This window comes from Nostoc sp., from assembly GCF_036917935.1.
Lineage (GTDB): Bacteria > Cyanobacteriota > Cyanobacteriia > Cyanobacteriales > Nostocaceae > Nostoc.
Genome location: NZ_JBALEL010000002.1, coordinates 443,112 through 456,400, shown reverse-complemented (window position 1 = coordinate 456,400; position 13,289 = coordinate 443,112). Strand labels below are relative to the sequence as shown.

At 44.1% G+C, this 13,289-nt stretch carries 11 protein-coding genes and 1 pseudogene; 11 read left to right on the top strand and 1 reads right to left on the bottom strand.

The annotated features are described in order from the left end of the window. Nucleotides 1–36 precede the first annotated feature (36 nt). The 9 genes and pseudogenes from hpnH (at nt 37) to V7K62_RS02215 (ending at nt 8,406) form a co-directional block, all read left to right on the top strand. On the top strand, nt 37–1,056 hold the full coding sequence (gene hpnH / locus V7K62_RS02255) for an adenosyl-hopene transferase HpnH (RefSeq protein WP_334861474.1): 1,020 nt from the start codon (nt 37–39) through the stop codon (nt 1,054–1,056). Between the two features lie 193 nt (nt 1,057–1,249). After that, on the top strand, nt 1,250–2,065 hold the full coding sequence (locus V7K62_RS02250; RefSeq protein WP_334861232.1) for an alpha/beta fold hydrolase: 816 nt from the start codon (nt 1,250–1,252) through the stop codon (nt 2,063–2,065). A gap of 719 nt (nt 2,066–2,784) precedes the next feature. Next, nucleotides 2,785–3,306, top strand: coding sequence for a phycocyanin subunit beta (locus V7K62_RS02245; protein ID WP_334861230.1), 522 nt, complete (start codon nt 2,785–2,787; stop codon nt 3,304–3,306). Nucleotides 3,307–3,397: 91 nt separating this feature from the next. Next, nucleotides 3,398–3,889, top strand: a complete 492-nt coding sequence (gene cpcA / locus V7K62_RS02240; RefSeq protein WP_334861228.1) for a phycocyanin subunit alpha — start codon at nt 3,398–3,400, stop codon at nt 3,887–3,889. Between the two features lie 593 nt (nt 3,890–4,482). Then, nucleotides 4,483–5,295 (top strand): phycobilisome linker polypeptide, encoded by an 813-nt coding sequence (locus tag V7K62_RS02235; protein ID WP_334861226.1) that lies wholly within the window; start codon nt 4,483–4,485, stop codon nt 5,293–5,295. Between the two features lie 150 nt (nt 5,296–5,445). Beyond that, complete coding sequence (locus V7K62_RS02230; RefSeq protein ID WP_334861224.1) at nt 5,446–6,315, top strand: phycobilisome linker polypeptide; 870 nt, start codon at nt 5,446–5,448, stop codon at nt 6,313–6,315. Nucleotides 6,316–6,404: 89 nt separating this feature from the next. After that, a pseudogene (locus tag V7K62_RS02225) lies at nt 6,405–6,632 on the top strand (phycobilisome linker polypeptide); the annotation flags it as partial. Nucleotides 6,633–6,661: 29 nt separating this feature from the next. Continuing rightward, on the top strand, nt 6,662–7,507 hold the full coding sequence (locus tag V7K62_RS02220) for a HEAT repeat domain-containing protein (protein WP_334861222.1): 846 nt from the start codon (nt 6,662–6,664) through the stop codon (nt 7,505–7,507). A 170-nt stretch (nt 7,508–7,677) separates the two neighbouring features. Then, a complete protein-coding gene (locus tag V7K62_RS02215) occupies nt 7,678–8,406 on the top strand; it encodes a HEAT repeat domain-containing protein (protein WP_334861220.1) in 729 nt (242 codons plus the stop codon). A gap of 284 nt (nt 8,407–8,690) precedes the next feature. Here the strand turns inward: V7K62_RS02215 and V7K62_RS02210 are convergent, their stop codons facing one another. Beyond that, complete coding sequence (locus tag V7K62_RS02210) at nt 8,691–9,341, bottom strand: HD domain-containing protein (RefSeq protein ID WP_334861218.1); 651 nt, start codon at nt 9,339–9,341, stop codon at nt 8,691–8,693. A gap of 295 nt (nt 9,342–9,636) precedes the next feature. Here V7K62_RS02210 and pruA point away from each other — a divergent pair, with 295 nt between their 5' ends. Together pruA and V7K62_RS02200 are read left to right on the top strand one after the other, a co-directional pair. Then, complete coding sequence (pruA, locus tag V7K62_RS02205; protein ID WP_334861216.1) at nt 9,637–12,609, top strand: L-glutamate gamma-semialdehyde dehydrogenase; 2,973 nt, start codon at nt 9,637–9,639, stop codon at nt 12,607–12,609. A 192-nt stretch (nt 12,610–12,801) separates the two neighbouring features. Further along, nucleotides 12,802–13,242 carry a GNAT family N-acetyltransferase gene (locus V7K62_RS02200; RefSeq protein WP_334861214.1) on the top strand — a complete coding sequence of 147 codons (441 nt, stop codon included), beginning with the start codon at nt 12,802–12,804 and terminating at the stop codon, nt 13,240–13,242. Nucleotides 13,243–13,289 lie beyond the last annotated feature (47 nt).

Genomic DNA, 13,289 nt, shown 5'->3' with positions numbered 1-13,289 from the left:
GGTGTATTTATATCTAAAAGAGGAGCGATCGCAACAATGGCAGTTAATCTACAACAAGCTATGGATATTGGGAAGTATCTTGTTACTCAGCGTTTGAAAGGACGTAAACGCTTCCCATTAGTATTGATGTTGGAACCTCTTTTTCGGTGTAATCTCGCTTGTACTGGTTGTGGTAAAATCCAACATCCCAAGGAAATTTTAAAGCAAAATCTCACCCCAGAACAGTGTTTTGCGGCTGTGGAAGAGTGCGGCGCACCGGTTGTTTCAATTCCTGGGGGAGAACCTTTGCTGCATCCCCAGATTGATCAGATTGTCCAGGGATTAATTGAGCGCAAGAAATATATTTACTTGTGTACTAATGGTTTGTTGTTAGAAAAGAGTCTGGATAAGTTTCAACCTTCCCCCTACCTGACTTTTAGTGTGCATTTAGATGGAATGCGGGAGTTGCACGATCACTGTGTCGATCGCAAAGGTGTTTTTGATATTGCTGTCAAAGCCATTCTCGCCGCTAAAGCTAAAGGTTTTCGTGTGACGACTAACACCACTATCTTTGAGGGCACTAAACCCCAAGATATGCAAGAGTTCTTCAACTTTCTGGAAACACTAAATACTGACGGGATGATGATTTCTCCCGGCTACAGTTACGAGTGGGCACCAGATCAAGATCATTTTCTCCACCGCGAACAAACCCGCGCCCTCTTCCGAGAAATTCTGGCTCCATACAAAAGTGGTGAAAAAAACTGGAACTTTAATCACAATCCGCTGTTTCTAGATTTTCTCACTGGTGAGAAGGATTACGAATGTACGCCTTGGGGTAGCCCTAGTTATAGCGTTCTCGGTTGGCAAAAACCTTGCTATCTGCTGAACGAAGGTTATTACTCTACCTTTAAGGAATTACTGGCACAAACTGACTGGAGTCAATACGGCCAGAAGAGTGGTAATCCCAAGTGTGCCGATTGTATGGTTCACTGCGGTTACGAACCCACCGCCGCAATGGATGCAATGCAACCGCAAAATATGGCGCGTGCCCTTGGTAGTGTGTTTGGTCGGAACTAATAAGTAGTAAATGCTAGATATTAAAGGGTGCGATGCCAGCGACGGGCTATTCGGCGTCGCACCTTTTAAGGATTCTGATTCCACTGGAATGTGTCCAACAACATACGACAAGAGTCAAAAAAGGATGCTTATTTAGAGATAATGCGATCGCTCCCTCACCCAACTTTTACGAAATTCATCAGGAAAAATACTCATGCCATTTGTATCGGTTCGTGATTTGCAAATGTATTATGAGATTCGTGGCACTGGTCAACGCCTGCTGAGTATTAGTGGTACTGGAGGAGACTTGCAGCGATCGCCGACTATTTTTGACTCACCGCTAACCCCACACTTTGAAATCCTAGCCTACGATCAGCGCGGTCTGGGTCAAACCTCAAAACCTGATATTCCCTACACCATAGCAGATTACGCCGCCGATGCGGACTCTTTGTTAAATGCAGTCGGGTGGGAGAGCGCTCATGTCATCGGAATTTCCTTTGGGGGTATGGTAGCCCAAGAGTTGGCACTGCGCTATCCGCACCGCGTTAAACGTCTTGTTTTGGCCTGTACTAGCAGTGGCGGCGCTGGTGGGTCGTCATATCCACTACATGAACTCGTGAACCTCCCTAGTCAAGAAATAGCTCATCGGCAAATCACAATTGCTGATACCCGTTGGAAAGAGGAAGCTTGGCTCTCTAGCCGAACTACACAATTTCAGGAACTAGTAAAGCTGACACTAGCAGCTTCTCAAGAGGGTGCAGACGAACCAAGTCGTGAAGTTGGGCGTCTTCGCCAGCTTGAGGCTCGTGCTGCTCACGATACATATAATCGACTTTCTCAACTGCATGTTCCTGTCTATATCTGCGGCGGTCTTCACGATGGTATATCTCCTCCTGCCAATCTTGAGGCGATACACAAACAGATACCAGGTGCATATTTAGAATTCTTTAAGGGCGGTCATCGCTTTCTTTACCAAGATCCCCAAGCATTCAAGCGCGTTATTGCCTTTCTCCAAAATAAATTCGAGTAATTTTACATGAGACATAAGTATGAGTTTGCTAAGTGAGAGTAACTGTCACACGTATTACCAATTACTCCCACGCGAACAGCACTCAAAGAGATTGTCACAGGATTCGATGCTAGTCGCAAAGGTGTGGCGCGTTAAGTAGCCAATACTACACAAATTCCGGGTGCGATGCCTGCGGCGGGCTATTCGGCGTCGCATTCTTGAAGTAAGTAATTTCCCAGAAATAAATTTGATTTTGGGGTGAAGAGAAATCAGTAAGCTTCGGTTAGCTTGTTGAATACTCGAATATCCCCATATCAGCGTAGATACTTAGTGCCAGCAAAAGAAATACTGCTTATTTCATCAGCTTTTTCAGTTAAATAGTTATTTCCGCCTTACTGTACTAACTTCTCATATAACAGACCGAGACATGTGAAGTTATGTAACTGAAATTAACAAACATAACAATAATTTGTAATAAATAATGATGCGGCAGCATTGTATAAAGAGAACTTGGAAGTAAAAAACAACATCTTAATCAGGTTTTCCAGTCGTTCACAGAAGTTTGAAGTTTTCTAACAAAAGTTTTAATCTGAAAGCCTGGAGATCGTAAACTTATTCCTTGGGTGTCTGTTTTAAACCTTTCGTAATTCGTCAGGCAGTGCTGACATCAAAAAGAAACTGAACCATTCAGTTTTGAGTCCAAATTATTCTTAACCAAGCAAATTAGGAGATTTAACGCAATGGTTTTAGATGCATTTGCAAAAGTAGTTTCCCAAGCTGACACACGCGGCGAATATCTCTCCGATGCACAATTAGATGCATTGAGCGAACTAGTCAAAGATGGTAACAAGCGTGCAGATGCTGTTAACCGTATTACCAGCAATGCGTCAGCTCTTGTTGCTGCTGCGGCTCGTGATTTGTGGGCAGAACAACCTCAATTGGTTACTCCCGGTGGTAATGCTTATACTAGCCGTCGTGCAGCTGCTTGTATCAGAGACTTGGACATCATTCTTCGCTACATCACTTATGCGATCTTTGCTGGCGATTCTAGCGTACTAGATGACCGTGCCCTCAATGGTTTGCGGGAAACCTATTTAGCATTGGGAACTCCAGGAGCATCAGTTGCTGTTGGTATTCAGAAGCTAAAACAAGCTTCTTTGGCTATTGTCAACGATACAAACAACATCACCAGAGGTGATTGCAGTGCTTTGGCATCTGAAATAGCTGGCTATTTTGATCGTGCTGCTGCTGCTGTAGCTTAAGCAAAGCTTGCATTGCTGATGTTGACTAAATAATTGTCCATAGGACAAAACAAAATTTCAACCATAACGTTTGTAAAAGGAAAATACCAAAATGACAAAAACACCTCTAACTGAAGCAATCGCATCGGCTGATTCTCAAGGACGCTATCTCAGCAGCACCGAGATTCAAGTTGCTTTTGGTCGCTTCCGCCAAGCGCCAGCTAGCTTACAAGCAGCTAAAGCTTTGAGTGCCAATGCTCAACGCTTGACCGAAGGTGCAGCTCAAGCAGTGTATAACAAGTTTCCTTACACCACTCAACAACAAGGGCCCAACTTCGCGTCTGATGCACGCGGTAAAGGCAAGTGTGCACGTGATGTCGGCTACTACTTGCGGATTATCACTTATGCTTTAGTTGTTGGTGGCACAGGCCCCTTGGATGATTTCTTGATTTCTGGCTTGGCTGAAATCAACCGGACTTTTGATCTGTCTCCTAGCTGGTACATTGAAGCTCTCAAGTACATCAAAGCTAACCACGGTCTAAGCGGCGATCCAGCTGTTGAAGCAAATTCCTACATCGACTACGTAATCAATACTCTAAGCTAGAGTTTTTCTTTAGCCCGGAGAGGAAATCAGCTCTTATGACAAGTAAGTTCTATGAGTTGTTTACCTCTCCGGGCAGTTTTATCAGAAAAGCTAGCTAAAAAACCTGGAGAAAGAGGAACGTAGTTCTGTATTTTTTGCCTTAGACCAGGAATGAAAACTGCCGACATAGCAGGGCACTTGCTACAACTTGGGGGAAAGTTCGCAACCCAGTGCCTCCTTTAAGCTACTGTCAATTGGCACAATATTTTTATCAGTACAAGATTTAAAAACCTACCCTCAGACTGGGGGAAAGTATACGCCCGAAACAACGTAAGGAGATATCACTACGCCCTCGTGGTAAATGTGGTGAGGCAGCGAGCGCAATCTTCTCCCTTCTACGAGACGCTCCGCGTTCGCGTAGCGTCTGGCAGAGAACGCCGAACCCGTAGAGTGAGCCTGGGAACCTGTGGAAACAGGATATTAAGGCAGCGATGTCTTAAAAATCACCGCGCCTTTAAGTACGGTGAGTGTGAATTTCAAAAGACTGTTAAAAGACTAGAAAAAAATTTTCTAAAAAGTTTTCAGTTTTGCAGTTAAAACTGAGGAGGTTAAAGATGGCAGCTTTGGGACAAGCAGCAAGGTTAGGGATTGGAGCGTTTGAAAATTCAGCACCAGTAGAACTACGTCCTGATAGAACAGAAGCAGATGTGGCAGTGGTTATCCGGGCGGCTTACCGTCAGGTTTTGGGTAATGCATATCTACTGGAAGGAGACCGTCTAGAGAGTGCAGAATCACTGTTGCAGCAAGGTGCAATCTCCGTTCGGGGATTTGTGCTAGCGATTGCTCAATCGGAACTCTATCGAGATAAGTTTTTCTACTCCAACTCCCAAACTCGGTTTATCGAGTTGAATTATAAGCATTTATTGGGGCGTGCCCCGGAAGATGAGTCAGAGATTTCGTACCATGTTGAGCTTTACAACTCACAAGGTTACGAAGCTGAGATTAATTCCTACATTGACTCATTAGAATATCAAGAGAGTTTTGGCGAAAATATTGTGCCCTCCTATCGAGGCTTTAAAAGTCAAGTAGGACAGAAAAACGTTGGCTATAGCCGACTGTTCCAACTGTATCGGGGTTATGCCAATAGCGATCGCGCTCAAGGACAAAAACAAGGACGGCTAACCTGGGAAGTGGCGAAGAATCTAGCTTCACCCATTTACCCAGTCTCCGCCGGAGCCTTAACAGGCCTCTCTACAGGTGGTCGCGGCGAAACATACCGCATCAGAGTGCTACAAGCAGCTTCCCCCAACTCAACTGTAGTAAGGCGCGGTACTGCGGAATTGATCGTACCCTACGAGCAACTTTCTAGTAAATTGCAGCAGTTGAATCGCAAAGGCAGTAAGGTTATTAGCATTACAGCCGTATAAATAGGGACTGGGGACTGGGGACTGGGGACTGGGGACTAAGAATTGGGGACAAGGAGGACAAAGGGGATAACCAATACCCAATAGCCAGTACCCAATCCCCGATCCCTAATCCCCAGTCCCCAATTATTAATTACAAAGGGAAAATGACCAATGGCTATTACAACAGCAGCTTCCCGTTTGGGAACAGAACCTTTTAGCGATCAGTCTCCTGTGGAATTTCGTCCTAATGCAACGAAAGAAGACATTGAGAGAATAATTGCTGCCGTCTATCGTCAGGTTTTGGGCAACAACTACATATTGACATCTGACCGCCTCATCAGTGCTGAATCTATCCTGCGCGATGGAAAAATTACAGTGCAAGAGTTTGTGCGTCAAGTAGCTAAATCAGAACTGTACAAATCTAAGTTTTTCTACGACAACTTCCAAACTCGCGTCATCGAACTGAACTATAAACATTTGTTGGGTCGTGCCCCTTATGATGAGTCGGAAGTGGTTTACCACTTGGACTTGTACCAAAACAAGGGATATGAAGCCGACATTGATTCTTATATTGATTCACCAGAGTATCAATCTAGCTTTGGTGAAAATATTGTGCCTTACTATCGCGGCTTTAATACCCAAACAGGACAGAAAACTGTCGGATTTAGCCGGATATTCCAACTTTATCGCGGCTATGCCAGTAGCGATACTTCCCAACTCAAAGGCAAATCCTCTCGCCTAGCCGCCGAACTAGGTCGCAATAGTGCATCCATCGTTGTTCCTCCCTCCGGTGGCCCCTCTGGGTTTTCATACGTTCCTTCTGAAAAAGGCGTTACCCCCAACAGTACTTTCGGTGGTGCCGGAACTTTTGGTAAAGAAGGCAGACTTTACCGCATTGAAGTGGCAGGTGTTTTTGGAGCCGGTTATCCTAGCACACGCCGTGTCAATCAAGCGGTGATTATACCTTATGAAGAACTATCTAGTTACTTCCAAAGAGTGGTAAAACAAGGTGGTAAAATAGCCAGTGTGAAACCACTTTAGTCTCATTTGTCAATAGTCAATAGTCATTAGTCAATAGTCATTATTAAGGACAAAGGACTAATGACAATTTAAAATTGGGAATTAATTTTATGGTTGGATCAATTAGTAGTAGAACGAGTAGTCGCTACTTTCGGTATGAAGTAGTGGGTCTGCGCCAAAGTGAAGAAACTGAAAAAACCAATTATCCGATTCGTTCTAGTGCCACTGTGTTTTTCACAGTACCTGAGAACCGGATGAATCAGGAAATGCAGCGGATTACTCGCTTGGGTGGCAAAATAGTCAGCATTCAACCATTGAACGCTGAACCTCAAAAAAATAGCGAACAAAGCGATCCTCCTTCTTCAAAATGAATTCCAGTCCGCATAAATTTGAAGATTTATCACCGATAGGTAACTCTGGCGATGGTGAATCTTTAACAGTAGAGCAAGCGATCGCTAATCTTGAGAGTGCAGATTTAGGTCTGCGATTTTATGCTGCCTGGTGGTTGGGTAGGTTTCGGATATGTGAAGCAGCTGCGGTTACAGGATTGATTAAAGCGTTAGAGGATGAAGCCGACAGAACACCAGAAGGCGGATATCCTCTGCGACGGAACGCAGCTAGGGCCTTAGGAAAACTAGGCGATCGCCAGGCAGTCTCACCTTTAATTAAGTGTTTAGACTGCTCAGATTTTTATGTCCGGGAAGCGGCGGCACAATCCTTAGAAATGCTGGGCGATCCGGTTTGTATTCCCGTGCTGATCAAGCTATTAGCAGTAGGTTTGCAGGGAGAACAGCTGATATCAAAGCAGCCTGATTTCTCTCATCCCTACGACGCCATTTTAGAAGCCTTGGGAACTTTGAGGGCGACTGAGTTCACCCCTTTGGTAAAGCCATTCTTAGAGCATCCCATCGAATTGGTGCAATATGCTGCCGCACGAGCTATGTATCAATTAACCCAAGAACCAGTTTATGGAGAACGGTTGGTGCAAGCTCTGGCGGGCGATAAATTGCAATTGCGTCGAGCAGTGTTAGCAGATTTGGGAGCGATTGGATATCTATCCGCAGCAGATGCGATCGCCGAGACTCTTGCCGAAAATAGCCTGAAGCTAATTTCTCTGAAAGGATTACTAGAATATCAAGTTAACCATACAGCAACAAGCACTTTGTCAGCAGGTGCGATTAAAGTTATGAATTTGATGGATTCGCTGTTGTAGTCCTAAGTTCTAGATAATGAGTTGTCATTAATACCTTTAAACCAAATGTTTACCACAGATAAACCCCCAACCCAAGGTTAAAGTCAGGGCTAGGGGGTTTATGTGTGATGTCAACTACGGATAACTTAAGCTACAATTGGCTGATCCCTAATGACTGATGAAAAATTATTATGAATAACAGTGAGCTTGCCCAAATATTAATCCGTGCTGTGGAAGAAGCAGACTCCTCGGATCGCTTATTAGACGCAGTTCAGGAGTTAGCGGCAGCTGGTATAGAGGAATCTGTTCCCACTCTGATTGCAGCTTTGGGGTACAACAATCCAGGGGCGGCGGTGGCGGCAGTAGATGGACTAATTGCGATCGGGGAAGCCGCAGTACCGTCACTATTGGAACTAATTGATGACTACAACTACAGTGCTAGAGCCTGGGCTATTCGTGCCTTAGCGGGAATTGGCGATGTCCGGGCGCTGGATACCTTGTTTGAGGCAGCAAAAACCGATTTTTCCTTAAGTGTGCGGCGGGCTGCTGCCAGGGGATTAGGCACTTTGCGCTGGCATCAAATACCGCCTGAGAAAGTGGAATCTGTTCAGACTCAGGTATTAGAGGCGCTATTACTAATTTCTCAAGATCCAGAGTGGATAGTGCGCTATGCAGCAGTGACGAGTTTAGAAACACTAGCCATTGCAATAGCAGTCACTTTACCCGATCAAGCGTCGAGGATTACAAATCAACTTCAGCAAATGCTTGATACAGATGCCGATGCGGGAGTTCGCACCCGCGTAAAGTTTGCCCAGCAAAAAATTCAGCAGCAACAACATCAAGAAATGTTTGCACCTAAAAGAAAGCTACAAGAGACTGAAGTGCCTGAAGTGCCTCATCGTGGTGGTGGCAGACGGTGAAGTACCGAATACAGTCAGGGACTTACGGCGTTATAGTTGAGCAATTAAAAGTTACTAGCCGATTCCATGCATAGAATACAAGTCTATTTTAGGGGTGCAAGCTGTGCGCCCCTAACGCGTGTTGCATCCTAAGAGACTGACAAATAAAAAAATATCCCAAAACTGACGTAAAAATCCTCTCTATTTCTCTTCTCTCTGTGTTCTCTGCGTCTCCGTAGGAGTATGTGTCTACGCTTCTTTGGATAATTTATTTCTTGGAAGTCCCTAAGAGAATCACTGTAAAACTAACCAGACAATAAAGACTGAATTTCTCTCTGGATATTGCCACGGGCAGATGGTTCGGCGAACTCTGACATTAAAGGCGTAAAATAAATACGCGATCGCTGTAAAAATCGTTCTAAAACCTGCTGACGACCTGTGATATAGTCTGCCTCTGCCACCCTGCCATATTCCTGATGAATGGTATGGGCGTATTCTTTATAATCAACTGAGTTAGTAGCCAAAATCGCTAAATCTGCATCAAGTAAAACTTGGCTATCATAGTCATCCACCGCAGCTTGGTGGTCTTTAGTGTTCAGAATCAGACGGGTGACAGTAGTTATGGTACTTTCTGGAATACCCAAATTACTCAGCAATTCAACAGCATAGTCTGCGCTTCGTTTTTCATTATCTTGAGCTTGAGTGTCATACACTACATCGTGAAACCAGGCGGCTAGTTGAACGGCAGCTAGGTTGTTGGTGTACCCTTGCAAAATCTGAATTGTGCTGAGGATGTGATCAATGTGTTTCAGTGTATGGTAATAGCGACCAGGGGTAGAGTAAGCTGCAACCAAGGTATCAAAGGCTTTTTCAGCCGCTACATGGTCAACGCCAAAGGGTTGGAGTGTGTGTTGCCAGTTAGAAAATAAGATATGCGTGAGGTTTTCTGTAGGCATAAACGTAGTATTCACACTCTTAGTATGACTGAGCTAATCTTTTGTGTTGCAACATCTGTCAATCAAGTTACAAATAGATCAACAAAAGGATAACATTTGTTATTGAATTGGGCATTGGGATTAGGGGAGAAAAGACAGGTGAGAGGTTATAGGGAATAATCTGTACCCTGTAACCTGTAACCTATTCCCTTCTTTACTCCCCACTAAATATGGTGACAGCTAAATGAAAGCGTCAAAATAGAAGACACAGGCTTTGTACAAAAAGCCTTGGCTTGATTAACGGAGTTTATTATCAGTGGTATTACAAGTACAAACAAGCACCTACGAAGCTAAAACCCAAGAAATTGCTAAACAACTTCTAGTAGCAACGCAGGAAAATCGTTCGTTTTTTTCTTCCCTGCGGGATCAAATGCGCTGGGATGATAAATTACTAGCTTGGGCGATGAGTAATCCTGGGTTGCGGGTGCAACTATTTCGCTTTATAGATACGCTACCTGCTTTGCACAGTAAATCAGAAATTGCCTCACATTTACAAGAATATCTCGGCGATGAATCTGTAGAATTACCGGCAGCTTTGAAGGGAATGCTCAACTTTGCTAACCCCGACTCTGTGCCCGGACAAGTTGCTGCTACAACCGTTGGGACAGCGGTTGAGACTCTTGCCCATAAATATATTTCTGGGGAAAATATTAAACAAGTCATCAAAACAGTTGAACGACTGCGAAAAGAAAAAATGGCTTTCACGATCGACTTACTTGGTGAAGCCGTAATTACCGAAGCCGAAGCGCAGTCTTATCTAGAACGCTATCTAGAATTAATCCAACAATTGGTGGAAGCATCGAAGAATTGGACAGCTATCCCGGCTATTGATGAGGCTGATGGCGAAAAAATCCCAAAAGTTCAGGTTTCTGTCAAGTTAACAGCGTTTTATTCCCAATTCGATCCATTAGATGCTAAAGGTAGTGAGGAGCGAGTTAGCGATCGCATTCGTATTCTCTTACGTCGTGCTAAAGAATTAGGCGCAGCTGTGCATTTTGATATGGAACAGTATGCCTATAAGGATATAACTCTCAGCATCCTGAAAAAACTGTTACTAGAAGAAGAGTTTCGGCAACGCACAGATATTGGCATGACAATTCAAGCATATCTGCGTGATAGCGAGCAAGATACCGAAGACCTAATTTCTTGGTTGAAACAGCGCGGTTATCCCCTGACAATTCGCCTGGTGAAAGGTGCATATTGGGATCAGGAAACGATCAAAGCAGCCCAAAAGCATTGGAAACAGCCAGTTTACAACGACAAAGCCGCAACTGATGCTAACTTTGAAACCATCACTCAGTTGTTGTTAGAAAATCATCAATATGTCTATTCTGCCATTGGTAGCCATAATGTGCGATCGCACTCTCGCGCCATCGCCATAGCTGAAAGTTTAAATGTCCCTCGCCGTCGCTTTGAATTACAAGTCCTCTACGGTATGGGTGATAAAGTTGCCAAGGCGTTAGTTGACAGAGGTTATCGGGTGAGAGTTTACTGTCCCTACGGTGAATTATTACCTGGGATGGCGTATTTAATTCGGCGGTTGTTGGAAAATACAGCTAATAGTTCTTTTTTACGGCAAAATCTCGAAAATCGACCAATTGAGGAATTATTAGCACCGCCAATTGTCAAAGAGGAGAAAAACTCTTTAACTCCTAACTCTCATTTCCTCGGTGCTGCTGATACCGATTATGCCCAGGAAGAGGTGAGAACGAAGGCGACGCAAGCCTTCCAAAACGTTCGTCAACAGTTGGGAAAAACTTATTTACCGCTAATTAATGGCGAATATGTTAATCCGCCGGAATTTGTTGATTCTCTCAATCCTTCTAATTTTAGTCAAGTAGTTGGGAAAGTTGGGTTGATTAGCGTTGAACAAGCGGAAGAAGCGATGCAAGCTGCTAAAGCGGCGTTCCCTGGCTGGAAGAAAACGCCAGCTAAACAACGCGCTGATATCTTGCGGAAAGCGGGTGATTTGATGGAAGAACGCCGCGCTGAACTTTCAGTTTGGATAGTTTTGGAAGTTGGGAAACCAGTTAAGGAAGCTGATGGAGAGGTTTCGGAAGCGATAGACTTTTGTCGGTACTATGCTGACGAGATAGAACGGTTAGATAAAGGTGTCAATTACGACATACCGGGTGAAACTAATCATTATATCTACCAGCCACGGGGTATTGCTGTAGTAATTTCTCCCTGGAATTTCCCGCTAGCGATCGCTTGTGGAATGACTGTTGCCGCTTTGGTTTCCGGCAATTGTACTCTCCTCAAACCTGCGGAAACATCTTCGGTGATTGCAGCCAAACTCACAGAAATCTTGGTAGATGCTGGTTTTCCCAAAGGTGTATTTCAATACGTACCTGGCAAGGGTTCCCAAGTCGGCGCTTATTTGGTAAATCATCCAGATACTCATGTAATTGCTTTTACGGGTTCCCAAGAAGTTGGCTGTAGAATTTACGCAGAAGCGGCAACGCTGAAACCCGGACAGAAGCACATGAAAAGGGTGATTGCGGAAATGGGTGGCAAAAATGCCATTATCGTCGATGAAAGTGCTGATTTAGACCAAGCTGTTGTGGGGGTAGTGCAGTCGGCATTTGGGTATAGCGGCCAAAAATGTTCTGCTGCCTCCAGGGTGATTGTGCTGCAACCGATTTATGATGCCTTTGTGCAACGATTGGTGGAAGCGACAAAATCCTTGAACATTGGGGAAGCAGAGTTAGCGAGTACACAAGTTGGGCCGGTAATTGATGCTAATGCCCGCGATCGCATCCGCGAGTATATTGAGAAGGGTAAGGCAGAAGCAGAAGTGGCGTTGGAATTACCAGCACCCGAACAAGGATATTTTATCGGCCCAGTCATCTTTAGTGAAGTATCGCCAAATGCAGTAATTTCCCAAGAAGAAATTTTTGGCCCTGTGCTGGCGGTAATTCGGGTGAAAGATTTCCAGGAAGCGCTAGCAGTTGCCAACGGGACAAACTACGCCTTGACTGGCGGACTTTATTCTAGAACGCCTTCGCACATTCAACAGGCGCAGGTAGAGTTTGAAGTCGGGAATTTGTACATCAATCGTAATATTACCGGAGCGATCGTTGGACGGCAACCCTTCGGTGGATTCAAACTTTCTGGAGTAGGTTCTAAAGCAGGCGGCCCTGATTACTTACTGCAATTTTTGGAACCACGCGCGGTGACAGAAAATATTCAGCGTCAAGGTTTTGCACCAATTGAAGGGGCAGATTAAACTAACGTGAATTCCACGGCTCAGATAGTCTCCGTCTAATTAGCCCAATCAAAACACCTCTCCCTGATTTTACTACGTAAAACATCCCTCTCCGAATCGGAGAGGGACAGACTTGAACTTTAGTTCAAGGCAGGAAGAGGTTCATCAAACTCACGTTAAACTACAATAGGTAGTAACCTCAGAGAGAGTTTCATGAGTAATTTAGTTATAAAAGTTGCTGAATTACCTGAAGATTTTTCGGCAATTAAAGCAATTAGAAAATCAGTTTTTCAAGAAGAACAAGGGGTTGATCCCGCTTTAGAATTTGATGGCAAAGATGAAGTATCCGATCATCTAATTGCTTATTTAAATGTGACAGTTGTGGGTACTGCTAGAATTAGATATTTGGATGACAAAACTGCCAAAATCGAAAGGCTTGCTGTTTTGTCTATAGCTAGAGGGCAGGGTATTGGTAAGAAAATTATGGAAAATGCTCTACAGCTAATAGCTAACAAAAATATTCCAGAAGTAGTTATTCATGCTCAAGAATATGTAAAAGATTTATACAAAAAGTTGGATTTTGTCGAAGAAGGAGAAATATTTGAAGAAGCCAGTATTGCCCATGTGAAAATGAGAAAAGTTTTTCGCAGTTAAAGCAAAAATATACTATATATTTTTGCACTAATTGGTCATAAAAAAAT